This window comes from uncultured Bacteroides sp., from assembly GCF_910578895.1.
Classification (GTDB): domain Bacteria; phylum Bacteroidota; class Bacteroidia; order Bacteroidales; family Bacteroidaceae; genus Bacteroides.
Genome location: NZ_CAJTSC010000042.1, coordinates 1 through 24,917, shown reverse-complemented (window position 1 = coordinate 24,917; position 24,917 = coordinate 1). Strand labels below are relative to the sequence as shown.

Below are 24,917 nucleotides of genomic sequence, written 5' to 3'. Positions count from 1 at the left end.
AAGGAAGCTGAAGAAAAACTTTTTGAAGAAAATTTAAACAGGCTCTTAATTTGAATTAAAACAGTCCGAGTTACATTTGACTGTTAATGTGGAATAGGAATAATCATTTTTTGTTTCATAATTAAATTATTAAAAATTTATCGATATGATAAAAAAAGTATTGCTTATATCATTGTATGCGATTTTGCCTTTCATTTGCTCGGGACAAGAACTTGTGCATCCGGGGATGTTGCATACAGTTTCTGATTTGGAATTAATCAGAAAAAAAATCCTTTCGGAAAAGGAACCGTGGAAGACAGCATGGAAACAACTTAAAGATTCGGAAATAGCCTCACTCGACTATACTCCCAAACCTTTTAAAGTTGTGTCCAATGGTCCTTACAATAAACCGGATAACGGTGGAAGTGATTTTGTGCGTGACGGGGCGGCAGCATATACTATGGCACTGTTATGGTATGTGGAACGTGAAGAAAAATATGCCCGGAAAGCCATAGAAATATTCAATGCCTGGAGTTGTACACTGGATTCTATTGTTAATCATAATCGTCAATTGAAAGTGGGTACCGGGGGGCTTAAATATTTGAATGCGGCTGAGATACTGAAGTATACTTATAAAGGCTGGGAAGAAAAAGAACAGCGGCTTTTTCAAAAGATGGTACTGAATGTCTGGTATCCTGTAATTAAAGATTGGACACCGCGTTATAATGGAAATTGGGATGCTGCGAATGCACAGACATTAATGTGTATCGGAATCTTCTTAGATAGATATGATATTTTTAACGATGCTTGCAAGCAGATTAAAGACGGGCCGACTAATGGTTCCATTAAGAATTATTTTTATGAAAACGGACAATGTCAGGAAAGTGGACGTGACCAGCAGCATGTACAAATGGGGCTTGGCTTTTTGGCTTGTGCGGCAGAAATCGCTTGGAATCAAGGTATAGATCTTTACAGTGCATTTGATGATCGTTTGTATAAAGGATTTGAATATACTGCCAAGTATATGTGTGGAGAGGAAGTTCCCTATGAACAATATATAACTTGGTATGGAAAAGCAGTTTTTGGAAATGAAATATCTGCCAGCCAACGCCAGCGTATATGTCCGGCTTGGGAACGTGCTTATCGGCACTATCATAACCGTAAAGGGATGCCAATGCCCTATACATGCAAAATTATTGAGAGAGGTCGGCCCGAAGGAGCTGAATTCGGGTCGTTTATCCCATGGTCCACATTGACTTGTGCTGAAGAATGATTTTTGAAGGGAAAAACATATAAGTGTGGATTTGATACCGCTTCTTTTCCGGATATTTTATAAGAATGAAAGAAAAAACAAACTTTTTGTGATAAATCTTTTGTTATTTAAAACAAATGGTTTACATTTGTCGCGTTGAAAACAGAAAAAGAGTATGAAAAATATCGTTGCACATCATCACCATTATCATCCTGACGAATAACTCGGTGGGCGTATAAGGGTATATGTATAACGAAGAGCATATAATGAACGAGGCTTACCGAAATATTTGGTAAACCTCGTTTTTTTATTAGAAAACCATAAAATATAAATCATATCATGTTAAGAATTGCAGTACAGGCCAAGGGCCGACTTTTTGACGAAACAATGTCCTTCCTTGAAGAATCGGATATAAAACTGAGCGCAACGAAACGCACACTGTTGGTGCAGTCTTCCAACTTTCCTTTGGAAGTGCTTTTTTTGCGGGACGATGACATTCCGCAAACAGTGGCGACGGGAGTTGCCGACTTGGGCATTGTCGGCGAAAACGAATTTATGGAGAAGGCGGAAGATGCCGAGATTGTGAAACGTTTGGGATTTAGCAAATGCCGTTTGTCATTGGCGTTGCCCAAGGATATCGACTATTCGGGTCCGCAGTGGTTTGAGGGTAAGAAGATTGCCACTTCCTATCCGGGTATTCTTTCCCGATATCTCGAAAAGCAGGGGGTGAAAGCGGAAATACATGTGATTACCGGTTCTGTAGAGGTTTCACCGGGCATTGGTCTGGCTGATGCGATTTTTGATATTGTAAGTTCGGGCTCTACATTGGTAAGTAACCGCCTGAAAGAAGTGGAGGTGGTGATGCGGTCCGAAGCTTTGCTGATTGGCAACAAGAATATGAGTGAGAAGAAAAAAGAGATTCTGAATGAACTGCTATTCCGAATGAATGCGGTGAAAACGGCAGAAGACAAGAAGTACGTGCTGATGAACGCCCCGAAGGATAAACTGGATGAGATAATAGCTGTATTGCCGGGCATGAAGAGTCCTACGGTGATGCCGTTGGCTCAAGAGGGATGGTGCTCCGTGCACACTGTGCTGGATGAGAAATGTTTTTGGGAAATTATCGGCAAGCTGAAAGCATTGGGCGCGGAGGGTATTCTGGTGTTGCCGATTGAGAAAATGATACTTTAAAAGCAAATGGTATGAATTTGATTATTAATCCTGACAAGTCTCAATGGGCGGAATTGCTGAAACGTCCGGTGATGAATACGGAAAGCCTTTTCGATACGGTACGGGGCATTATAGAACGCGTAAAAGCGGAAGGTGACCGCGCCGTATTGGAATATGAAAAAAAGTTTGATAAAGTAGCACTGGCCGCATTGGCTGTGACGGAAGAAGAACAGGCAGAGGCGGAAACATTGGTGAGCGAGGAACTGAAAAAAGCCATTCGTCTGGCAAAACGGAATATCGAAACGTTTCATGCGGCGCAACGTTTTGAAGGCAAGCCGGTAGAGACACAACCGGGGGTTACTTGCTGGCAAAAAGCGGTTGCCATAGAGAAAGTCGGGTTGTATATTCCCGGTGGGACGGCTCCGCTCTTTTCTACGGTATTGATGCTGGCGGTTCCGGCAAAGATTGCAGGGTGCAAGGAGATTGTACTTTGTACTCCTCCGGGTGAAGACGGCAAAGTGCATCCGGCTGTTTTGTTTGCGGCTAAGGTGGCGGGGGTAAACCGTATCTTCAAAGCAGGTGGTGTACAAGCTATTGCAGCAATGGCATACGGTACGGAAAGCGTGCCGAAAGTATATAAGATATTCGGACCCGGCAATCAATATGTAACGGCTGCCAAGCAACTGGTAGGCTTGCGCGATGTAGCCATTGATATGCCTGCGGGGCCTTCGGAAGTGGAAGTGTTGGCGGATGAGACAGCCGATCCGGTTTTTGTAGCCGCCGACCTGTTGAGCCAGGCGGAACATGGTGTGGACAGCCAAGCTATATTGATTACTACTTCTGCGGCATTGCAACAGGCTGTGAAAGAGGAAGTGGAGCGCCAGCTGGTATTGTTTCCTCGTAAGGAAATTGCAGAAAAATCCCTTGCCAACAGTAAACTGATTGTGGTGCGCGATATGAACGAAGCGATTGAATTGACCAATTCTTATGCACCGGAACATCTTATTGTCGAGACGGCGGATTACATGTCCGTGGCAGAACGGGTGGTGAATGCCGGATCGGTATTTTTGGGCTCTCTGACTCCGGAAAGTGCAGGAGACTATGCTTCGGGCACTAACCATACGTTGCCCACCAACGGTTATGCCAAAGCATATAGCGGTGTCGGTCTTGACAGTTTCATACGCAAGATCACTTTCCAGGAGATTAAGCCGGAAGGAATACGTGCCATCGGTCCCGCCATAGAGCAAATGGCTGCTAACGAGCATTTGGATGCACATAAGAATGCGGTCACTGTCCGGCTTGATAAATTGAGAAATCTGAAATCATAAATCTGAAATCCTTCATGAGAACCTTAGAACAACTTACCCGGCCGAATATTTGGCGTCTGAAACCTTACTCTTCGGCACGTGACGAATATAATGGCGTTGCCGCATCTGTTTTTCTTGATGCGAACGAAAATCCGTATAACATGCCGTACAACCGTTATCCGGACCCGATGCAACGGGATTTGAAGAACGACTTGTCGGAAATAAAGAAGGTGAGTCCCGAGCATGTCTTTCTGGGAAATGGCAGTGATGAGGCAATAGACCTCGTGTTTCGTGCCTTCTGTGAGCCGCGCATCGACAATGTGGTGGCAATTGACCCTACATACGGTATGTATCAGGTGTGTGCGGAAGTGAATGACGTAGAGTACCGTAAGGTGTTGCTGGATGAGAACTTTCAGTTTTCGGCTGATGATTTGCTGTCGGTTGCGGATGAGCATACGAAGTTGATTTTCCTTTGTTCCCCCAATAATCCTACGGGAAACGATTTGCTTCGGGGTGAGATAGAGAAAACTATCCGTGAGTTTGACGGGCTGGTGATACTGGATGAGGCTTATAACGACTTTTCGGAAGCTCCTTCTTTCCTGAAGGAATTGGATCAATATCCTAACCTGATTGTGCTTCAGACTTTCTCTAAAGCATGGGGATGTGCCGCCATACGTTTGGGCATGGCTTTTGCTTCGCAGGAAATCATTTCGATATTCAATAAGATAAAGTATCCTTATAATGTAAACCGACTGACACAGGAGCAGGCGATAGATATGTTGCGCCGTTACAATGAAATAGAGCGTTGGATACAAACACTGAAAGAGGAACGGGAGCGGTTGGAAAAAGAGTTTGCGAAATTGCCCTGTACGGTGAAAATATTCCCTTCGGATGCAAACTTTTTTCTGGCACGGGTGACGGATGCGGTGAAGATTTATGATTACTTGGTGGGCAGGGGCATCATTGTACGTAATCGTAACTCCGTATCGCTTTGTGGAAACTGTTTGCGGATAACGGTAGGTACGAGAAGCGAGAATGAGAGGTTGGTTGAGGCGTTGGCTGAATATAACTGATATTTTTTACAGACATGAAGAAGATACTATTTATAGACCGTGACGGGACACTGGTTGTTGAACCGCCCATAGATTACCAACTGGACTCGCTGGAGAAGTTGGAATTTTATCCGAAAGTGATGCGTAATCTTGGTTTTGTCCGTAACAAACTGGATTTTGAATTTGTCATGGTTACCAATCAGGACGGGTTGGGCACGGCTTCTTTTCCGGAAGAAACTTTCTGGCCCGCACACAATCTGATGATGAAAACGCTGGAAGGGGAAGGGATTACGTTCGATGATGTTTGCATAGACCGTAGTATGCCCGAAGACAATGCGCCAACCCGCAAACCGCGTACAGGCATGTTGACGAAGTATCTCGATAATCCCGCGTACGACCTGGCGAACAGTTATGTGATAGGCGACCGCCCTACGGATGTGGAGTTGGCGAAAAATCTGGGATGCCGTGCCATCTTTTTGCAGGAAGATACGAGGCTGCTGAAACCGAAATCTGCCGGCGGTGAGGCTGCTTGCGACGGGCTGGAAGATGTTTGCGCCTTGGCAACGAAGGATTGGGACAAGGTGGCGGAATTTCTTTTTGCCGGCGAACGGAAAGCGGAAGTACGCCGCACTACGAATGAGACGGATATCTATGTGGCTGTAAATCTGGACGGAGACGGCCGTTGTGATATTCGTACCGGACTGGGTTTCTTTGACCACATGCTGGAGCAGATAGGCAGGCATGGCGGTATTGACTTGGATATCCGCGTAAAAGGTGATTTGGAAGTAGACGAGCACCATACGATAGAAGACACGGCTCTTGCTTTGGGCGAGTGCCTTTATCAGGCATTAGGCAGCAAACGTGGCATAGAGCGTTACGGGTATGCGTTGCCCATGGACGATTGCCTGTGCCGGGTATGCCTGGATTTTGGCGGACGTCCCTGGTTGGTATGGGACGCCGAGTTCAAGCGTGAGAAAATAGGGGAGATGCCTACGGAAATGTTCCTGCACTTCTTTAAATCATTGAGCGATGCTGCCAGGATGAACCTTAATATTAAAGCGGAAGGGCAGAACGAACATCATAAGATAGAGGGGATTTTTAAAGCGCTGGCAAGAGCCTTGAAAATGGCGGTGAAGCGGGATATTTACCACTATGAATTGCCAAGTTCGAAGGGGGTATTGTAGATGAGGAGCCGGTCCTTTGTCTGAACGGATATAGCTGATTGTCCGCAAACGCACAGGGGGAGTGTCCGAAATCGGACGCTCCCCCTGTGTGTAATGTTTTCCTGGCTGCTTGGCACACTCTTTGCTTTTATGTCGGCGGTAATTTTAAAGAGTGGACATGAAAAAGAATATTTTACTTGTAGCCTGTTTTCTGATGCCGTTGGTTGTTGCGGCGGAAAATGATACTTTGACGCATGAACGTGATATTACCTTGGCAGAAGCCATTGCACTGGCACGTATCCAGTCGGTGGATGCTGCGGTGGCACTGAATGAGTTGAAAACTGCTTATTGGAAGTACCGTACTTTCCGTGCCGACTTGCTGCCCGAAGTGAATTTTACGGGAACATTGCCCAATTATAACAAGTCGTACAATGCTTACCAAAATTCGGACGGCTCTTATGGTTTTGTCCGAAACAATACGTTAGGACTGTCCGGCGCACTTTCCATAGACCAGAATATTTGGTTTACGGGCGGTAGGGTGTCGTTGACCTCTTCGCTTGATTATATCAGGCAGTTGGGTGCCGGTGGCGACAAACAGTTTATGTCCATACCCGTAAGCCTTGAACTGACGCAACCTATATTCGGGGTGAACAGTTTGAAGTGGAACCGCCGCATCGAACCTGTCCGGTATGCGGAAGCGAAAGCCGCCTTTATCTCAGCTACCGAACAGGTAACGATGAAGACCATTACCTGTTTTTTCGAGTTGTTGCTGGCAAAGGAATCACTTGCCACAGCGCAGCAGAACAAGAAGAACTCGGACCGTCTTTATGAAGTGGCGATTGCCAAACGCAAAATGGGGCAGATTTCGGAAAACGACCTGTTGCAGCTCAAATTGAATTCCCTGCAAGGTAAAGCCGATGTGACCGAAGCTGAAAGTAATCTGAATGCCAAGATGTTTCGATTGCGCTCATTCCTCGGCGTGTCGGAGGACGAGGGGTTAAATCCTGTGATACCCGCTTCGGTTTCGGGCGTTAAGATGGATTACGACCATGTGCTGAACAAGGCTTTGGAACGCAACTCGTTTGCCCAGAATATACGCCGCCGCCAACTGGAAGCCGATTATGCAGTGGCTGCGGCGCGTGGAAATCTGAGAAGTATCGACCTCTTTGCCAGCGTTGGATATACCGGACAAAACCAGGAGTTGTCCTCGGCGTATCAGGATTTGCTGGACAACCGGATTATCCGGGTCGGCGTGAAAATTCCTATCCTCGATTGGGGAAAGCGTCGCGGCAAAGTGAGGGTAGCCAAGAGCAATCGTGAAGTGGTGCTTTCCAGAATCCGTCAGGAACAAATGGACTTCAATCAGGATATCTTCTTGCTGGTGGCAAACTTCAATAACCAGGCGCAACAATTGGAAATAGCCGAGGAGGCCGACCTGATAGCCGAGAAGCGCTATAAGACAAGCGTGGAGACTTTTATGATTGGCAAAATAAGTACTCTTGACCTTAACGATGCGCAAAACTCCAAAGACGAAGCCCGGCAAAAGCATATCTCCGAACTTTATTTCTATTGGTATTATTTTTATCAGCTCCGCAGCCTGACCCTTTGGGATTTTGAACGGAACACGGAGTTGGAAGCCGACTTTGAAAATATAATTAAAGGATAAATTTACTATTTTTGCAGGTGACAAATTATAAAATGCTATGATATTGATAGTCGATGATGACAGTGCCGTACGTTCTTCGCTTGGTTTTATGTTGAAGCGTGCCGGCTATGAGGTAAAAACAGTTCCGGGACCTCGTGAAGCAATGGACATAGTTCGTGCGGAATCTCCTGCATTGATATTGATGGATATGAATTTTACGCTCTCCACTACCGGTGAGGAGGGACTTACGTTATTGAAGCAGGTAAAGATTTTCCGTCCCGATACTCCTGTCATACTGATGACGGCATGGGGAAGCATACAGCTTGCCGTGCAGGGGATGCAGGCAGGGGCCTTTGACTTCATTACCAAACCGTGGAACAATGCCGCCCTTATGCAGCGCATTGAGACAGCGTTGGAATTGAGTGCCACCTCGAAGGAGTTGCCGGAAGAGCAGGTGGAAGGTTTGAACCGCAGCCACATCATCGGGAAATCACAGGGACTTACGGAAGTGCTGAACACCGTAGCCCGCATAGCCCGCACGAATGCTTCCGTATTGATTACCGGCGAGAGCGGTACCGGTAAGGAACTGATAGCCGAGGCTATCCACATCAACAGCCAACGTGCCAAACAGCCTTTCGTGAAGGTCAATCTTGGCGGTATTTCGCAAAGTTTGTTCGAGAGTGAAATGTTCGGCCATAAGAAAGGTGCCTTTACCGATGCGAGTGCCGACCGTATAGGACGTTTCGAGTTGGCAAACAAAGGTACCATCTTTTTGGATGAAATAGGCGATCTTGATTTGTCTTGCCAGGTCAAACTGTTGCGCGTGCTTCAAGACCAGACTTTTGAAGTATTGGGCGACAGTCGTCCGCGTAAAGTCGATGTACGGGTTGTCTCCGCTACCAATGCCGATTTGCATAAAATGGTTTCCGAACGTACGTTCCGCGAGGACCTTTTCTATCGCATCAATCTGATAACCGTGAAGTTGCCTGCTTTGCGCGACCGCCGTGAGGATATTCCGCTGTTGGTACGCCATTTTGCCGACCGGCAGGCTGCTGTAAACGGTTTGCTGCGTACCGAATTTTCGGCGGACGCACTGAACTTCCTTTCCCGCCTGCCTTATGCGGGCAACATCCGTGAACTGAAAAACCTGGTGGAGCGTACCATTCTTGTCAGCGGAAAGCAGACTTTGGATGCTTCTGATTTTGAAACGCAATACCAACGTCATGACGAGCCTGCAAAAGCGGCGGAAGGCACTTTTTTCGCAGGTATGACATTGGATGAAATAGAACGCCATACAATCTTGCAGGCTTTGGAACGGCATAGAGGTAATCTCAGCCAGGTGGCATTGGCATTGGGCATCAGCAGGGCTGCGCTGTACAGGCGTTTGGAGAAGTATAAAATAGTGATTAGTGATTGATGGTTTCCCGTGAGTATAAAATTCTACTTTTTTATTCTTGTGCTGTTCCTGCTCGGATTGGGCGGGACATTGATATGCCTGGCAGATAAGATGCAGCCCGTTCATTTGTATGCGGTGGAGGGGATTATTGTATGTATACTTATCTATCTGGCGGTATTCTACCGTAAGGTTGTCAAACCGATGAACACCATTGGCAATGGCATGGAATTGCTGCGCGAGCAGGATTTCAGCAGCCGTCTCAGTAGGGTGGGGCAATATGAGGCGGATTGCATCGTGAACATCTTCAACTGTATGATGGAACAGCTCAAGAACGAACGCCTGCGTCTGCGCGAACAGAACCATTTTCTTGATTTGCTGGTTCAGGCATCTCCGATGGGAGTTGCCATTATGACATTGGACGGTAAGATATCGCAACTTAACCCGATGGCGGTAAAGATGTTGGGAATCCGATGGGAAGATGCGCAGAACAAGGAAATGGCGGAGATTGATTCGCCGCTGGCGGAAGAACTGGCATCTGTTTCTAAAGAAGGGACAACCGTAGTCCGGTTGAGCGATGCGAATATTTACAAATGTACCTATTCTTCATTTATAGACCGAGGCTTCAAGCATCCTTTTTTTCTGATGGAGCGCATGACGGATGAAGTGATGAAAGCGGAAAAGCGTGCATACGAAAAAGTGATCCGCATGATTGCCCACGAAGTAAACAATACCACTGCAGGCATTACTTCTACTTTGGATACGGTGGAACAAGCCCTTGTTGCCGAAGAAGGCATGGAAGACATCTGCGAGGTGATGCGTGTATGTATGGAACGCTGTTTCTCCATGAGCCGTTTTATCACCCGTTTTGCAGATGTGGTGAAAATTCCCGAACCTACGTTAATGCCGGTCCGGCTAAATGAACTGGTATCGATGTGCAAACGTTTCATGGAGGGAGTGTGCGGTAACCGCAATATCATGCTATGCTTGGAATGTGACCCTGAAGTAGGGCAGGTCTGTCTGGATGTTTTGCTATTCGAGCAGGTTTTGGTCAATATCATTAAGAATGCTGCCGAAAGCATAGAGAGTGCCGGTGGGATGGCAGGCAAGCAGGGCAAGATTATAGTGAGGACCACCGCCCCTGCTTTCATAGAAATTGTCGACAATGGTCCCGGAATCAGTAAAGAGACCGAAGCCAAACTCTTTAATCCTTTCTTTTCCACCAAGCCGAACGGTCAGGGAATTGGTTTGGTGTTTATCAGGGAAGTGTTGAGCCGTCATGGTTGTACATTCTCTCTGCGCACATACAGCGACGGGCTGACCCGTTTCCGAATCTTATTCAATTGAGTATTAAGAACCGGTATGTACTATAAATACTCTGGGGTTGCTATATGTGCTGTTTTGTATGTCTGAATTTATTGAATATAGGCAAATTCGGATTTGGAGCCGGTCTGCATATTATTTTTAACTTAAATCTTACTAACGGAACAGTAAATCGGATAAAGGGAATAATCTTAATTGGGCAAAATACTCTAAATTTGAGCAATTTTTTAAACTAAGATAATACAATGGCAATGAAAGAAAACATTAAACCGGCAACCGGCCGTTTAGGCGTATTGGTAGTCGGAGTAGGTGGTGCGGTTGCAACCACTATGATTACAGGTACATTGGCTGCCCGTAAAGGGTTGGCAAAAGCTATAGGTTCAATTGCAGAAATGGCTACTATGCGCATGCAGGACGGTAAGGAACATCTTATCAAGGATGTAGTGCCTTTGGTTGATTTGAACGATATCGTTTTTGGCGGTTGGGATATTTTTGCCGATGATGTATATGAGGCTGCAATGTATGCAGAGGTTTTGAAAGAGAAGGATTTGAACCTCGTGAAAGACGAGTTGAAAGCCATCAAGCCCATGCCTGCCGCTTTTGACCACAACTTTGCAAAACGTCTGAACGGTACGCATATCAAAAATGCCGCTACGCGTTGGGACATGGTGGAACAGTTGCGTGAGGATATCCGCACTTTTAAGGCAAACAATAACTGCGACCGTATCGCTGTGTTGTGGGCTGCAAGTACCGAAATTTATGTTCCTTTGGCGGAAGAGCACCAATCTCTCGCTGCTTTGGAAAAGGCCATGAAGGAAAATAATACGGAAGTTATCTCTCCGAGTATGTGTTATGCTTATGCTGCAATCGCAGAAGGCGCTCCGTTTATCATGGGTGCTCCTAACTTGTGTGTGGATACTCCCGCCATGTGGGAATTCTCCAAGAAGATGAATGTGCCTATTTCGGGTAAGGACTTCAAGAGCGGCCAGACTTTGATGAAGACTGTACTTGCTCCGATGTTCAAGACTCGTATGCTGGGTGTAAGCGGTTGGTTCTCTACCAATATCTTGGGTAATCGCGACGGTGAGGTTCTTGACCAACCGGAAAACTTCAAAACAAAAGAGGTCAGCAAGTTGTCTGTTATCGACAATATTTTTGAACCGGAAAAATTCCCTGACCTGTATGGTGACGTATATCATAAAGTACGTATCAACTACTATCCGCCCCGCAAGGACAATAAGGAAGCATGGGATAACATCGACATCTTCGGCTGGATGGGTTATCCGATGGAAATCAAGGTTAACTTCCTGTGCCGCGACTCTATCCTTGCAGCTCCTATCGCGCTCGACTTGGTTATCTTCAGTGATCTTGCCCTGCGTGCCGGTATGTGTGGCATCCAGACTTGGTTGTCATTCTTCTGTAAGAGTCCGATGCACGACTTCGAACATGAACCCGTACATGACTTGTTCCAACAGTGGAGAATGGTGAAAGAGACTCTCCGCAATATGGTAGGTGAAACCGCACCGAGCTATTTGGATTAAAAAATAAGTATACGGTAAGGTGATAAAAGTGATAAGGCGATAGGGTGATAAGTAAGTTTCTTTTAGAGATTTCGTCACTCTGCTGCCTTACCACTTTTATAACTTTATTACCTTATCACTTTTATTATCTCATCCTTTTTTATTCCTCTTTTTATCAATGAAGAAATCTTCTTTTTTTCCGGTACTCATCGGTACGGGCTTCGGTTCGGGTTTTTCTCCTTTTGCTCCGGGCACGGCAGGTGCTTTGTTGGCTACGCTTATCTGGTTCGGATTGTCTTTTATTGTTTCGGAAATATGCCTGATATGGTTGACGGTGTTTTTTATTCTTCTTTTTACGGTGATGGGAGTATGGGCAACCGACCGTCTCGAACCTTGCTGGGGAGAGGATCCGTCGCGTGTGGTGGTAGACGAGATGGTAGGAGTGTGGATTGCCTTATTGGCTGCGCCGTCCGGAAACGTTTGGTATGCGTTGGGGGCTTTTGCTCTTTTTCGCCTGTTCGACATTTTTAAGCCGTTGGGAATCCGTCGTATGGAAAACTTTCCGGGAGGACTTGGAGTGATGATGGATGATATTTTGGCGGGAATTTATAGTTTTGCGGTCTTAATCGGAGCAAGATGGCTGATAGGTTGAAAGAAACATCGGGACTTGCAGGTTGGCGTCGTGCTGTTTGGGTCTTTGTCAAGGCTCAGCTTTCATCATACGTGGCAAGTCTTGTGGATTTTCTTGTTACCATTCTGCTGGTTAAACTGTCCGGACTTTTTTATTTGTATGCCACTTTCTTAGGTTCTGTGGCGGGTGGCATGGTGAATTGTGCCATTAACTACGGTTGGGTGTTTCATGCGGACGACTGTAAGAAAACACACGTTGCACTGAAATATCTTTTTGTCTGGGGAGGCAGTATCCTGTTGAATACGTGGGGGACGTTTGCCCTGACCGAATGGTTGACGGGCATACATTGGATGGACGGTTTGCTGGGAAATTACATTAACGATATGTTTATCCTGTCCAAAGTAATCGTAGCCGTTCTGGTGGCGTTCTGTTGGAACTATCATCTGCAACGGGTATTCGTATACCGTAATCATGATTTCAGAAAATTGATACAACAATATTTTAGAGACTAAATAGAACTGATATGAATTATAGAGATTGGTTGCAACAGTTGATTTATAAGATTATAAATCCGGTTGTGCATGGCATGGTCAAGGTGGGCATTACGCCCAATCTTATTACTACTACAGGACTGGTGATGAACATTGCAGCTGCCTGTGTATTCGTGTATGCGGGTATGTGCAGACCGGGTGAACTTGTCTTTGTGGCATGGGGTGGAGGAATTGTCCTCTTTGCCGGTTTGTTCGATATGATGGACGGACGTGTGGCACGCGTGGGCAATATGTCTTCTGTTTTTGGAGCATTGTATGACTCTGTGCTCGACCGTTACAGTGAACTGATAACACTGTTCGGCATATTCTATTATCTGATTTTGCAGGGTTATCTGTGGGGATCGATGATAACTTTTATAGCATTGGTCGGTTCGCTTATGGTGAGCTATGTACGTGCGCGTGCCGAGGGATTGGGACTGGAGTGCAAAGTAGGCTTTATGCAGCGTCCCGAACGGGTGGTATTGACCGCTCTCGGTGCTTTGTTCTGTGGCATTTTCAAAGATTGCGAGGCGTTCGATCCTATGCTGATATTGATTGTTCCTATGGGAGTGATAGCCGTTCTTGCCAATCTGACAGCATTTGCACGGATTGCGCACTGCTATAAACTATTAAAGAAGCAAAAATGAGAAAAGATATTTTCCCTTCTGCCGGAGAAACGTCGCTTACCGTCATCATCACTGTAGTGTTCCTGTTGTTGACGACCGTATGTGTGGGGTTACGTACGGAGCATCTTCTGATGGCAGCCCTGTTTCTGGTGTTGTTCTTTGCAGGAAAAACAACGCGTAAATTGGCGGTGGCGCTGCTTCCTTTTATCATCTTTGGCATTTCTTACGATTGGATGCGGGTCTATCCTAATTATGAGGTAAATCCCATCGATGTGCGAGGATTGTATGAAATGGAGAAATCATTGTTCGGTATTTCGGTTGGCGGGACACTACTGATTCCTTGCGAATATTTTGCACAGAACCACTGTGCGTTGGGCGATTTTTTTGCTGGTGTATTTTATCTCTGTTGGGTTCCTGTTCCCATTGCATTCGGCTTGTGGCTGTATCTGAAAGGTGAGCGCAAGTTGTACCTCCGTTTTGCCCTGGTTTTTCTGTTGGTAAATCTTATTGGTTTTGCCGGGTATTATATTCATCCGGCAGCACCGCCTTGGTATGCCATGAACTATGGTTTTGAGCCGGTTCTTGATACTCCGGGCAATGTGGCGGGATTGGGACGTTTCGACGAACTGCTGGGATGTTCTGTTTTTCATTCCATTTACGGGCGGAATGCCAATGTCTTTGCCGCTGTCCCCTCGTTGCACGCGGCTTATATGGTGGTAGCTGTGGCGTATGCCGTGATAGGGCGCTGCAAGAAATGGCTGATAGTTTTGTTCTCTGCAATCATGGTAGGCATCTGGTGGACGGCTGTCTATTCGGGCCATCATTATCTGATTGATGTGATGCTGGGAATCCTCTGTGCTTTGTCGGGCATTTGGGTGTTTGAACGCGGACTGATGAAGTGGGGAGCATTCAGACGCTTCTTTGACAGGTATAGCCGATATATTTGATACGGCATTTCCATTTAAGGGAGTTGGGTTATCGCGAGTTATATGCCGATAGTATCGCTATACATCGACCGCACTATCGGCTTTTAACGCCGATTGTATCCCTTATCGTGAAAATCTGTGTATTTTTGCGTTAATCTGTTTTTTTATAGATAGTATAGGCGTATGAATAATTTTGTCTTTTATAGTCCTACCGAATTTGTGTTCGGTAAGGATACCGAGAAGCAAGTCGGTGCTTTGGCACATAAGTATGGTGCACGTAAAGTGATGATTGTATATGGCGGCGGTTCTGTGGTGCGGAGCGGTCTGCTGGACCGGGTAAGGCACTCTTTGCAGGAAGCCGGTGTCCGATATTGTGAAATGGGTGGCGTGCAACCCAATCCGGTTGACACGAAAGTGTATGAAGGCATTGGGATTTGCCGTCGCGAACAGGTTGATTTGCTGCTTCCCGTAGGTGGTGGTTCTGTTATCGACACGGCAAAGGCAATTGCTGCCGGGGTGCCTTATGACGGTGATTTTTGGGATTTCTTTATAGGCAAGGCTAAGGTGGTGAAGGCATTGAAAGTCGCCGTTGTATTGACAATTCCTGCTGCGGGCAGTGAAGGTTCGGGCAATTCGGTTATCACGAAGGTAGATACGCTTCAGAAGTTGAGCCTGCGTGTACCGGAGCTGTTGCGTCCTGTTTTTTCTGTCATGAATCCCGAACTGACTTACACATTGCCCGCTTTCCAGACAGCCTGCGGCATTGCCGATATGATGGTACATATCATGGAGCGTTATTTTACCAATACGCAGGAAGTGGAAATCAGTGACCGCTTGTGTGAAGGTACGCTGACGGCTATCATGAAAGAAGCTTATCGCATTAAGCAAAATCCGGAGGATTATGGCGCACGGGCGAATATTATGTGGTGCGGAACGATTGCCCATAACGGAACCTGCGGTGTGGGGTGCGAGGAAGACTGGGCTTCACACTTCCTGGAACATGAGGTGAGTGCCATCTACAACGTTACGCATGGGGCAGGATTGTCCGTTATTGTTCCGGCATGGATGACTTTCGTGGCGGGGTATAAGCCGAAGAAGATTGCCCAATTCGCCAACCGTGTTTTCGGCATTCCCCAATCGGAAGATTTGGAAGAAATGGCTTTGGCGGGAATTGCCCGTTTAAAACACTTCTTCCGTTTTATGGGTCTGCCTGTCAATTTTAAGGAGTTGGGCATCGAGCATCCCGACATCGACCGCCTGGCGGACAGCCTGCACCGCAATAAGGGTGAGTTGGTTGGCAATTATGTGAAGCTGACTAAACGGGATAGCAAGGAGATTTATCGGCTGGCGTGCGGTCTGTGACCTGTGAACGGAAACGAACGTATGTAAAGCCGCTTCCGAGAAGTTAACATCGTATTTGCAGGAAGTTAACAGAGTGGAAAGTATGAAGTTAACTCCGTTGAGGGTACTGAGTTAACATCGTTGGGAGGCGGAAGTTAACTTCTTATAGGATTGCTTGTCATACTCTGTTTGATAGGATATTATTGGGGAGAGTTGCCGAAACGATAAAAGCTTGTATAATCATATTTTTCAGCCGTAGATGATGCGGATAACGTAGATTTTTTTATTTATCTGCATTATCCGCATCATCTGCGGCTGAAAAATAGTGTATAAGCTGTTTTGATACAACTTTTTGGTTATTGCTGAACACCGTCTACTCTTCGGAAAGCACGTACACGGAATACGGTGGTTTTAAGGGCGCGACCGCTGTTTTCTGTACCGTGGTTTCCTCCTTTTACTTCATTTCCGCTACCGGTGTAATTGTGGTCATCTCCTTTTGAACCACTTTCTGCGTATTTGTTTATAGATGGGATATATATTGTGGCACGTGCACGAGTTGCGCTTTCATATTCTCGATTTCCCCAAGTGGGGCTACCGATGGATAGGTCTGTATTATTAGGATCTTTGCCTGCAGCTGCAGACCAGTAGTAATTATTTTGAAACTCCTCAAAGGTCCCGAATTTATTTGAAATGGCAACTTCAAGCTCGCTGATGCCGGGTAAGTACCAATTTCCTTCATAACTTCCGTCAGGATTACGCCTGTTTTTGGCATAACAATAGTGGAATGCAGAAGCGGGAATATTATCGGGATATGTTTTCATTTCTGTTATTGGGGCTATATCAGAAGCTCTTTTTTCAAAAACGTATTTTGTCATTTCCAACCCGTTATTATAGACGTTACAAGGACCGTCAGGATTAATTTCATCCCAAGTCCAGCTAATAGTTCCTCTATTTGAGTAACCTTTGGTGATTGTGTTTGTAGCAAGCCATGCCCCCTCACGTGCCCACGGTAAACCTTTATAATACACATTGTCCTGTTCATGCTTATCCAACGGGTCACGATGGTCAATGTACTCTTCATAGTATTCTATATAGCAATCAATGGTTCTGTTGTTCTTTGTACCTTGTACCCGTAGCAACCCTCTTTGGTCCAATTCAAGCGTACGTTCGCGCTTGTCGTTTTCATTATTGTTGTACGTAATATATACTGTAGCGGAACGGTCGTGTACAGAAGCATTTTCATCCACATAGAAATAAATGCGGGAGCGGGATTTGTGTTCCGGTCCTGATATTCTGATTGCTGTATTGTCGCGTAAAGTTTCAGTGACAAGATTCGTGTAGAAATACTCACGTGCGCCTGTTCCCGCTTCAAACTTTCCACCTTCGATGAAGCCTGCCTCATGTTTACCGTTATACATTGTCAAGGAGTCGACCATTTCCATTCGTATCCAGTCGGGCGCTTTTCCTGTGACAGGGTCTTTAAGGCTGACGTCTACGTATGATTCGAGGTTGGTTATACCCACTTCGCGGCGCAGGAAGTAAAGGTCCATGGGAACAATGTTCCAATGGGCATCAAGTTTGCGCTCATTGACAATGGAGACGTAAATCGGGTTGTCTGTAATGACATTCACACGTCCGTCGAATGTATATTTTTCCTCATCGCTGTTTCGTACGTAGTCCAGACCGCAGATAGTGATGTTGTTCTTGTAACAGCGGTTGCGGCGCACTTCGAAGTTATTATAGGTATTGCTTCCCATATAGATGTTGAAATCGGCGGTGTAGGTCAGTTCCTGATGCGTGGTGTAGGTTCCTTTCAGTACAACGGCAGATGCATTCTTGTCGGCAATGGTACGTTTCCAACGCTGGATGACGGATTCATCGTTCGTGTCGACACCTGCGGGATATTTGGGATCCTTGGTAGGTATCTGTACATTCTCGTAAGTGTAGTAACTGAAAGTTTCGGTTGCCTGCTGGTCGTGCAGGATACGTCCTTCATATTTCACAGTACGTTCGCGGGCGATGTAGGGATTTTCACCGTCTTCTGTATACTCGGGGATTTGGGTGACTTCGAGTTTTCCGTCTTTATCACTGCCGGGCGGTGTGAAGGGGACGAAGTAGGGCATGTTGCGTACACCGTATTCCACCAGTTGCAGCTTGGGGAGCGAACGGTCGTGATTGGTTTGGTTGGCATCCAGTCGCACGGTTATGTCCACACGTGCCATGAGTGCCTGCATTTTGATTTGGATGGTTTGGTTCTTCTTGCTTAAGTCCACGCCCGTGGTAAGTCCCACCATCGGCATTCCCGGTTCGGGCAGTTTGCTGATGTCTTCGCGCCGCTTCGGGCGGTAAAGCCAATTCTGCAGGTCGGAAAGTTGGGTGATGGTCACGTCTTTTTCGGGGTCGTTTTTATCCCCCTTGGTGATGTCGCCTTCCGATGTCCATTTCTCAGTGCGGAATGTATTTCCGTAAATATTGGCTACGGCATAAACTTGCACATTGGTTAGTGTCGCTTGATTTTGGAACGCATCTTCCGGAATGGTGAGCGAAGCCTGTTGACCGTCTTTTACTTCTATTCTGTAGTAGGCACCTGTGGTATTGTTGTTGTGCGGTTGGAGAAACTGCCCTTGGTCATTGAAAAAGAAGAGGTGCAACGTGTTTATCTTTTTTTCTTCGGCATCTTTAGGGGTAGGTTCACCGGCACGTGTCAGTGTGGTTTGCGGCAGCATCTTGTCGCAGATGGCTGTCAGGGTGACTCCGTCTTGTGGAGCCACGGTACGGAGGTCGTCAATCTCCTGCACGCAGGATGTGATGCCTGCCGTGAGACAGAACAGCGAGGCAAGGAATGTTATGTGAGATACTTTCATACGTATGTTGTTATTTTAAAGTGACGTTTAGTTGATAATGATGTCGTTGTCGGAACCGTTCTCCCAGTATTCAATGTCATCGGCTGTGAACATGAGCAGGAGTTGGTCGCCGATGAAGTTCAGGTTGATGGTGTAGCATGTCCCTTGTTCGGGAATGCGGCCGAGGGAGAAATTGCGAATCGTCCTTGTTCTTTCGGCTTGTCCGTGATAAGAATAGGTGATATGGATGTTTTTGTCGGTTCCGAGATAGGGAACTGCCGATGTGGAGCCTTCTGCCTGTGCATCAAGTTTGGGGAGCAACAGCAGTGTGGTTCCTTGCGGCTTGCTGTCACTGACTCCGATAACTGCGGCAGAGTTGGGCGAAACGGTGAGTGGCTGTCCCCCTCTTTTTATGAAAGGGAATGTTCCGGCGTACTTGTCATCTGTCACTGTCAGCGTCGGGTCGGCAGGTGTGAAGTCTACATTGCCTATGCGGTAGAAATTTCCGTCAATCGACAGTGAATGGACGGTTATGGCATTGGTGTTCGGATCATCCGTCACCGTTGGGTTGTAGTTGTTGATTTGCAGGCGTAATCCTGTAAGCAGATGCCTGAAATTCAGTTGCACGGCTCCTTGCGTGGGAGCATGGTCGGATACGGTGGCTATCATGACATCTTGGGCACTTTCCGTGTTGAGCTCGGTGGTGATATCGGTACTTGCCGGATATGGCATGGTATATGTCAACTTGGGGATGCCGCGTGTCTTCTGATCGGCAGGAGTGATGCTGAAACCGTGGCCGGAGACTTCGGAATGATTATAGGGATGGTAAGCGATAAAGGTATACTGGAACAGGTCGGTGTTCGTTACTTTTGTTTCGTCCGATGTGTACCAATGCTTCGGTTCGTTGAAGGCAGTTCCATTCTCGCTGTACACACACTTTGTACCGTCATAGAATATGGGTTCCTTATACATCACATCGGCGTGCGACAGGCTTTTTTTGACCAACCAGTCGGATGTCCCTCCCTGGTAGTTGGGCTGTTCTGACTCCAATTGGTAGGGTACGCAGTAACCCAGTACGCCGAATACAGTGTTGTGTGTAATGCTGTTCATCAATGTGGCACGTGTCGTGACGTCGTCCATTATGATAGTAGGAGCAGCGAATGTAATGTCGTTGCTGTCATATCCGGGCCATTCATCTTTTGTCGTGATATCTTCCGGCGAGCACGCCGCATGCAGAAACAGCAGTGGCAAGGCGTATGCGAGATATTTGCAGATAGGTAGGTTCATAGTTATATAGGGTGTTGTTTGGATTCGAATTTTATGGATTTTCTTCGTCGATGTCAACATTGAAATCAGAGCCGTTGACGGGGGCTTGTTTCCAGGCTTCCACAGTGGGTGTCTGGAAAAAGATGTGATTGCTCACAGTGAAAGGATACCGATAGCTTTTGCCCGGTTCCCATTCCTCGGTAAGTTCGTTCAGGTGGACGATACCGGTGAATTGCAGTGGATTGTCTGCATCGGTATAGTTGTAGTGATAGGTGATTTCGAGTACGGCGTTCTTCAGGCTTTGCGGGAGGAAAAGCTCTTTTCCTTCAAAAATGCTGATGCCTCCGGTAACGGGCAATGGTTCGGTTGAAGAGAAATGGTAGATTTTGTTTGATTGGGCGAGTGTGCTCCCGGTAGGTTTCCACGAACCGAAAGGAGTATTGCCCGTAACTGTCTCGCTGCTCCAGTCTCCGGTGGTGTGTATGCCATATAGGGTGGCGGAATCAATAATAACCCGGCGTCCGATGCCGAGATCCTTTTCGTCGGAACGTCCGACAAAAACAATACGGGAGAGGAGATGATTGAAGCCCAACGAGACTCCGTTTCGTGGTATGTCGTTAGTGGTGGTTATGTTGATGGCTGTCTTGCCGGCATACAACAAATCTACTTTTTCCTGTTGGCCGTTTTGGGGGACGACATCAAAACCGGTGATAGATAATGCACCTGAAGAGGGTTTTATGCTGTTGTACGTCACCTTGCCCGTTAGTTTGTCCGGTGTTGGGTAGAGCGCGTGAAAATGGTAAGTGTTACCGATATTCCAGTAACGCTCTGCGGTAGTGTAATCCCATTTTTTTGTGTCTGCATCGTATTTGATAGATTCCTGGTCGAACAGGAGCTCTGTACTGCCGCTTTCCGTATTCTCCTTGCAATGTCCCCATACGGCGTATGCATTTCCGTTTGTTGCCAAATCAGTCAGGTCGTTTATTATTGCGCGTGTATGTGGCGGTAACGAAAAACGTATGGCTTTTTCATCACCTTTCCATACATCCTCCACTTCGGTGGAACATCCTGCCAGCAGGGAAAGAAACATCCATACAGGCAAGATTGGAACTCTTCTTTTTATTAACATATCCTTATTTTTTGGGTTTATTTTTCTGTTTTCATACATCGCATTGTATATGCGTTGCCATATATGTGCCGGATTTCCTCTTTCTTCCGGAGTAGTGGCCGAACGGGGACATTCAACCCCGGACGGCCTATTGTTGAAATAAGGTTATTCTATTCGGATGGCATAGATAACGATGCTTAATTGGCGGGACTTGCGAGATTTTCGGTTTCGATTTCTTTATCTTCCTCTTTAGTCCAGTCACTGACTTCAATATTATCAAAATAGATGGTTTGTAATCCGAAGGTTGCACCGTTGATTTTTAGTATGTAATTGTAAGAATTTCCAGGTGTCCATGAGGCATAAGTGTCGTTGGGTATAGTGACTGTCAATGTCTTGGTATGCGGATGGTCGGCATCATCGCCAATAATAGGACCTCCACCGGAATTGTTTGTGACACTTACAGTAAATGTTAGTGACATCTGCTTATCTGCTATATTCTGTGGAAGAAGGAAGTTTTCAAATATGTACGTATCTCCATTGTTTGTTAGGTAGTCTGAGCCGGTACCATTGATGTCTTGATAAGTTGGTTGGGTTATGGTTGCATCGGTACTTATGCTCCACATGTCGAGTGATAGATTTGGAAGAGCTGACAAATCTGCAGGAGTAGTCAAAGTTCCTACTCCTTTGACTCCTGTGAGCTTGACGTTTTCTACACTCATTTTCAGTTCGTTACGCCAGTCATCTGTGATTGTGAAACGAACTTTAGACAAGGCGTGTTTGAAATTCAGGCTCACTCCGGGATTCTTTTCTTTTAGGGCTTTAATACCATCTTCGTGTGTTGCTGCAATCAGTAAGTCTTTACTTCCGGTTGCTTTGAAATTCTTAATTGTCATTTTATTGGTTGCATAATCAAAATCCGGAACTTTGTCCAAAGCTGGCGCATAAGCGGCAAATTTGTATGTAGCACCCTCTAACCAGTAATTGACAGGGGCATATTGCCAGTTACCGTCATTTTTCTTAATTTGGGAAGAACCGGAGGTCTTTCCGTCAAAAATGAAAACAGGAGTGGTTTTGTCTGGGGTAGTATAAGCTCCAAAGGCATAGAATTCCTCCAGATTTTTCTTTGTTAACCCTTCTTGCTCTGCGCGCGTCATATTGCCTACATAACCATCGAAACCGATAGCCTTGCTCTGTGATATTTCTACCACCTCACTCTCTGTACAACTACTCATTGCTACAACGGCAGCTGCTAAATAGCACAAATGTTTTTTCATTTAAATATGTATTTAGAAAATAATAAAAATATGATTCTTTATTTCATTAGCTTGAAAAGCGGATAATCGCTATAGTTTGATTTCAACATCTTTGTATTCTCCCCAATCGATAACATCGGGGTTGAAACCGGAACCGCCTTCCATTCCGTCCTCGTCCGATATCTGTATGCCGCTGACTGTTATTATCCCGCCACACGGTTGATTTTTCATCTGTTCGGTAATATCAAATTCAAAATCCAGTTTCTTGCCGTTTTTCAGCATCAGTTCCAGGTTCAGTGCATGAGGCTGTACGTCTTTCGATGCCTTGTTGTAGTAACTGTCAGGAAATCCGGGTACGCCAAAAGACATTACACGGGCTTCCGCTCCGTAATCGGTCAGGTTGCAATCGAAAAGCAATGTTGCGGATTCTTCTGATGTTTTGCCTTCTTTCAGGTAGACACTTTCTGCCATACCTGCCATTGCTCCGCGGGCTAATGCTATGTGTTGAGCGCCTTGTTCAATCTCATAGCGGATCAGGTATGTGTATACCAGCGGACGCATCGTTATGGGAAACTGCTGACCGCCTTTTACCGCTATAGGTTCGAAATCGGCTACGAATGCTCCGTAAAGCATATCGGGCGTGCTCACCGTACGTTCTTCGGTATATGGCTCTGAGAAAATGCTACCGGCACGAGTACGGGTGCGCGTGGTTGCGCTGGCGGTAGCGGAAGAACCGATATTGTTGAATACAATACGTTCGGTGTCGTCGTTATAGAAAAGCAACGAATGTGTGTTCACCGTGGTGTGAAGCAATCCGCCGTTTGCAGGCAAATGAAATTCTATTCCCCCCTCTGTTTTGGTTTCTGCGGTTTCATATACAATGGCGGCAATACCTTTGGCGGCATCTGGCCGTAGTGCATCATACGTGGTTCCGTAGGTTTCTGCATTCCATTCCTCTTGCCAGTGGCATCCGTATGGACGTTCCCATACTTGTTCCCAAGTGGCATTTATGTTTGTTTGGTAACTTATGGAGTGCATATCGTGGTCATAACACAAATCCTTGCGGCAACCACCCAACAAAAATAACAGTGAGATTGCCATCCATGGCAACATATTGAATCGATAGTGTCTCATCGTATACCTCCTTCCTTTTTTTCATTCCACAGGCGCCATACCAGTGCGAATTTCAGTTTCAGCGGACCGAAATAGTTGGTCTGCTTGGTTTGCTGATAGTGATAGTGCCCGTCTTTCGGCAAGTATTCCTCATAGCGGGTATGCAGGAATCCTGCTCCTACGCCTGCCTCTAAAGAGAGCCGGCGGGCAATGGGCCACATATAGCCGTAGCTGATCCCTGCCATCTGCGCTTCACCCCGATAACCTTTGTTCCCGTTTTCGAGGTCGTACCATGAGAATCCGGTGAAAACACCAATGTAATGCCCATGCCAGGGCTTGCGGGTCTTAAACCAATAACGTCCCTCCGGACTGATGGTGGCCAACTGGTAATATTTGTGTTTTCCGTTGTTTTTCCACCATGCCATGTCACCCTCCAAATTCACTGACCAACGTTTGTTGATACGGTATTCCACTTCGAGCGAAGGCATCAGTAGGGCATCGTATAGCAGATTTGTCTTAATGGCAAGTCTCTGTTGTAAGTCGTTCTCAGCGGACTGCGACATGATGTCGCTTGTTGGCACTGCCTCCGGTTCTTGTCGTTCTGTAGCGTTTTTTTGCGTGGCGGCGGCTGTATCGGCAAGCATATTGCCCATTTCGTTGTTAACGGGCAAAACGGCGTTTGCCGTAACGGAATCGGAATCTTTGTTCTCCGTTGTTTGCAGGCGGAGTGAGACAACCGTACTGTTGCGCAGTTCGGGAAACATGTGGTCGTACATATATTTATAGGGTATACCTCTGTGCAAATCCATTAACTGTTTTTTCCTTCCGTCGACAATGCGGTTGTGCTCGTCATATACGAATACGGGAGTGTGGTCGATGATGTGAAGCACCTCATCGCGCCAAGGTTTATCCGACTCGGCCACCATACGTCGCAACTCGTCCCATGCGATACCAACGGCGTATTCCTTTATCAGGTTTTCGGGCACTTCGGTGTGGCGGAGCAAATAATCACGCATACCTTCTGCCCGGTAAACGGACAGGCGTTTGTTGTATTTATCCAGTCCGTCGGGTGAAGCGTATGAGCTGATGACCAATTGTTCAATGGCGTTTGTCTCATGAGCCTTCTGTACCGATTGCAGAAAACGTGATAATTGTGTGCGATTGTCTTTATAAAGCGTATCTATATTCCGATGGCCTTGCCGGTAGTAAATGCGGACCGAATCGGCAGGAAGCTGCGCTAAACTCGTGCTGACGAACGCGAATGCGATGAAGGATGACAGGAGTAATTTTTTCATTCGTCTTTATATTAATTATAGATTATTAGAATGTATGGATTGGTTTCTGAGTAATAGAGTTAAGTCTTTATTGTTAGTTGAAATATGTGAGATTGGCACCCTGTTATGGTGTAGTCTGCAGTCATTACGTCACAAATATAGTGTTTTTATTAATAATATAAAGATTTGTTATAAAAAATAT

At 46.2% G+C, this 24,917-nt stretch carries 20 protein-coding genes; 14 read left to right on the top strand and 6 right to left on the bottom strand.

The features are described from left to right. The first annotated feature begins 145 nt into the window (after positions 1 to 145). From QZ327_RS10785 to QZ327_RS10720, 14 genes are all read left to right on the top strand, one after another. On the top strand, positions 146 to 1,252 hold the full coding sequence (locus QZ327_RS10785; RefSeq protein ID WP_294619178.1) for an alginate lyase family protein: 1,107 nt from the start codon (positions 146 to 148) through the stop codon (positions 1,250 to 1,252). 318 nt (positions 1,253 to 1,570) lie between these two features. Then, a complete protein-coding gene (gene hisG, locus QZ327_RS10780) occupies positions 1,571 to 2,422 on the top strand; it encodes an ATP phosphoribosyltransferase (RefSeq protein WP_294619177.1) in 852 nt (283 codons plus the stop codon). A gap of 11 nt (positions 2,423 to 2,433) precedes the next feature. Then, positions 2,434 to 3,729, top strand: a complete 1,296-nt coding sequence (hisD, locus tag QZ327_RS10775; RefSeq protein ID WP_294619176.1) for a histidinol dehydrogenase — start codon at positions 2,434 to 2,436, stop codon at positions 3,727 to 3,729. Positions 3,730 to 3,743: 14 nt separating this feature from the next. Further along, positions 3,744 to 4,781: a histidinol-phosphate transaminase gene (gene hisC, locus QZ327_RS10770; RefSeq protein WP_294619175.1), complete on the top strand. Its 1,038-nt coding sequence runs from the start codon at positions 3,744 to 3,746 to the stop codon at positions 4,779 to 4,781. Between the two features lie 14 nt (positions 4,782 to 4,795). Further along, positions 4,796 to 5,944 carry a bifunctional histidinol-phosphatase/imidazoleglycerol-phosphate dehydratase HisB gene (hisB, locus tag QZ327_RS10765; RefSeq protein ID WP_294619174.1) on the top strand — a complete coding sequence of 383 codons (1,149 nt, stop codon included), beginning with the start codon at positions 4,796 to 4,798 and terminating at the stop codon, positions 5,942 to 5,944. Positions 5,945 to 6,101: 157 nt separating this feature from the next. Next, positions 6,102 to 7,589, top strand: coding sequence for a TolC family protein (locus QZ327_RS10760; protein WP_294619173.1), 1,488 nt, complete (start codon positions 6,102 to 6,104; stop codon positions 7,587 to 7,589). A 37-nt stretch (positions 7,590 to 7,626) separates the two neighbouring features. Then, complete coding sequence (locus tag QZ327_RS10755; RefSeq protein WP_294619172.1) at positions 7,627 to 8,985, top strand: sigma-54 dependent transcriptional regulator; 1,359 nt, start codon at positions 7,627 to 7,629, stop codon at positions 8,983 to 8,985. A 9-nt stretch (positions 8,986 to 8,994) separates the two neighbouring features. After that, complete coding sequence (locus QZ327_RS10750; protein WP_294619171.1) at positions 8,995 to 10,308, top strand: ATP-binding protein; 1,314 nt, start codon at positions 8,995 to 8,997, stop codon at positions 10,306 to 10,308. Between the two features lie 227 nt (positions 10,309 to 10,535). Beyond that, positions 10,536 to 11,825: an inositol-3-phosphate synthase gene (locus QZ327_RS10745; RefSeq protein WP_294619179.1), complete on the top strand. Its 1,290-nt coding sequence runs from the start codon at positions 10,536 to 10,538 to the stop codon at positions 11,823 to 11,825. A gap of 157 nt (positions 11,826 to 11,982) precedes the next feature. Beyond that, positions 11,983 to 12,456 (top strand): phosphatidylglycerophosphatase A, encoded by a 474-nt coding sequence (locus QZ327_RS10740; RefSeq protein ID WP_294619170.1) that lies wholly within the window; start codon positions 11,983 to 11,985, stop codon positions 12,454 to 12,456. Beyond that, positions 12,441 to 12,947, top strand: a complete 507-nt coding sequence (locus QZ327_RS10735) for a GtrA family protein (RefSeq protein WP_294619169.1) — start codon at positions 12,441 to 12,443, stop codon at positions 12,945 to 12,947. Before QZ327_RS10740 ends, QZ327_RS10735 begins: the two co-directional genes overlap by 16 nt. 11 nt (positions 12,948 to 12,958) lie before the next feature. Further along, on the top strand, positions 12,959 to 13,612 hold the full coding sequence (locus tag QZ327_RS10730; protein WP_294619168.1) for a CDP-alcohol phosphatidyltransferase family protein: 654 nt from the start codon (positions 12,959 to 12,961) through the stop codon (positions 13,610 to 13,612). Next, a complete protein-coding gene (locus tag QZ327_RS10725) occupies positions 13,609 to 14,538 on the top strand; it encodes a phosphatase PAP2 family protein (protein WP_294619167.1) in 930 nt (309 codons plus the stop codon). The genes QZ327_RS10730 and QZ327_RS10725 overlap by 4 nt, the downstream gene beginning before the upstream one ends. 162 nt (positions 14,539 to 14,700) lie before the next feature. Continuing rightward, a complete protein-coding gene (locus QZ327_RS10720) occupies positions 14,701 to 15,879 on the top strand; it encodes an iron-containing alcohol dehydrogenase (protein WP_294619166.1) in 1,179 nt (392 codons plus the stop codon). Between the two features lie 335 nt (positions 15,880 to 16,214). Here the strand turns inward: QZ327_RS10720 and QZ327_RS10715 are convergent, their stop codons facing one another. The 6 genes from QZ327_RS10715 to QZ327_RS10690 form a co-directional block, all read right to left on the bottom strand. Further along, positions 16,215 to 18,722, bottom strand: coding sequence for a fimbrial protein (locus tag QZ327_RS10715; RefSeq protein ID WP_294619165.1), 2,508 nt, complete (start codon positions 18,720 to 18,722; stop codon positions 16,215 to 16,217). 27 nt (positions 18,723 to 18,749) lie between these two features. Next, positions 18,750 to 19,988: a fimbrillin family protein gene (locus tag QZ327_RS10710; protein ID WP_294619164.1), complete on the bottom strand. Its 1,239-nt coding sequence runs from the start codon at positions 19,986 to 19,988 to the stop codon at positions 18,750 to 18,752. Positions 19,989 to 20,019: 31 nt separating this feature from the next. Then, positions 20,020 to 21,096 (bottom strand): fimbrillin family protein, encoded by a 1,077-nt coding sequence (locus QZ327_RS10705; protein ID WP_294619163.1) that lies wholly within the window; start codon positions 21,094 to 21,096, stop codon positions 20,020 to 20,022. 176 nt (positions 21,097 to 21,272) lie between these two features. After that, positions 21,273 to 22,349 (bottom strand): fimbrillin family protein, encoded by a 1,077-nt coding sequence (locus QZ327_RS10700; RefSeq protein ID WP_294619161.1) that lies wholly within the window; start codon positions 22,347 to 22,349, stop codon positions 21,273 to 21,275. A gap of 69 nt (positions 22,350 to 22,418) precedes the next feature. Further along, positions 22,419 to 23,462, bottom strand: coding sequence for a DUF5119 domain-containing protein (locus QZ327_RS10695; protein WP_294619159.1), 1,044 nt, complete (start codon positions 23,460 to 23,462; stop codon positions 22,419 to 22,421). Beyond that, a complete protein-coding gene (locus QZ327_RS10690; protein ID WP_294619157.1) occupies positions 23,459 to 24,736 on the bottom strand; it encodes a DUF3575 domain-containing protein in 1,278 nt (425 codons plus the stop codon). Before QZ327_RS10690 ends, QZ327_RS10695 begins: the two co-directional genes overlap by 4 nt. Between the last annotated feature and the right edge of the window lie 181 nt (positions 24,737 to 24,917).

Bases quoted from the DNA above. Each gene is read 5' to 3' on its own strand.
- QZ327_RS10785 (WP_294619178.1), top strand. From the start codon at position 146: ATGATAAAAAAAGTATTGCTTATATCATTGTATGCGATTTTGCCTTTC.
- QZ327_RS10715 (WP_294619165.1), bottom strand. From the start codon at position 18,722: ATGAAAGTATCTCACATAACATTCCTTGCCTCGCTGTTCTGTCTCACG.
- QZ327_RS10700 (WP_294619161.1), bottom strand. From the start codon at position 22,349: ATGAAAAAACATTTGTGCTATTTAGCAGCTGCCGTTGTAGCAATGAGT.
- QZ327_RS10710 (WP_294619164.1), bottom strand. From the start codon at position 19,988: ATGAACCTACCTATCTGCAAATATCTCGCATACGCCTTGCCACTGCTG.
- QZ327_RS10730 (WP_294619168.1), top strand. From the start codon at position 12,959: ATGAATTATAGAGATTGGTTGCAACAGTTGATTTATAAGATTATAAAT.
- QZ327_RS10755 (WP_294619172.1), top strand. From the start codon at position 7,627: ATGATATTGATAGTCGATGATGACAGTGCCGTACGTTCTTCGCTTGGT.
- hisB (WP_294619174.1), top strand. From the start codon at position 4,796: ATGAAGAAGATACTATTTATAGACCGTGACGGGACACTGGTTGTTGAA.
- hisC (WP_294619175.1), top strand. From the start codon at position 3,744: ATGAGAACCTTAGAACAACTTACCCGGCCGAATATTTGGCGTCTGAAA.
- QZ327_RS10725 (WP_294619167.1), top strand. From the start codon at position 13,609: ATGAGAAAAGATATTTTCCCTTCTGCCGGAGAAACGTCGCTTACCGTC.
- QZ327_RS10695 (WP_294619159.1), bottom strand. From the start codon at position 23,462: ATGAGACACTATCGATTCAATATGTTGCCATGGATGGCAATCTCACTG.
- hisD (WP_294619176.1), top strand. From the start codon at position 2,434: ATGAATTTGATTATTAATCCTGACAAGTCTCAATGGGCGGAATTGCTG.
- QZ327_RS10690 (WP_294619157.1), bottom strand. From the start codon at position 24,736: ATGAAAAAATTACTCCTGTCATCCTTCATCGCATTCGCGTTCGTCAGC.
- QZ327_RS10735 (WP_294619169.1), top strand. From the start codon at position 12,441: ATGGCTGATAGGTTGAAAGAAACATCGGGACTTGCAGGTTGGCGTCGT.
- QZ327_RS10740 (WP_294619170.1), top strand. From the start codon at position 11,983: ATGAAGAAATCTTCTTTTTTTCCGGTACTCATCGGTACGGGCTTCGGT.
- QZ327_RS10760 (WP_294619173.1), top strand. From the start codon at position 6,102: ATGAAAAAGAATATTTTACTTGTAGCCTGTTTTCTGATGCCGTTGGTT.
- QZ327_RS10745 (WP_294619179.1), top strand. From the start codon at position 10,536: ATGAAAGAAAACATTAAACCGGCAACCGGCCGTTTAGGCGTATTGGTA.
- QZ327_RS10720 (WP_294619166.1), top strand. From the start codon at position 14,701: ATGAATAATTTTGTCTTTTATAGTCCTACCGAATTTGTGTTCGGTAAG.
- QZ327_RS10705 (WP_294619163.1), bottom strand. From the start codon at position 21,096: ATGTTAATAAAAAGAAGAGTTCCAATCTTGCCTGTATGGATGTTTCTT.
- hisG (WP_294619177.1), top strand. From the start codon at position 1,571: ATGTTAAGAATTGCAGTACAGGCCAAGGGCCGACTTTTTGACGAAACA.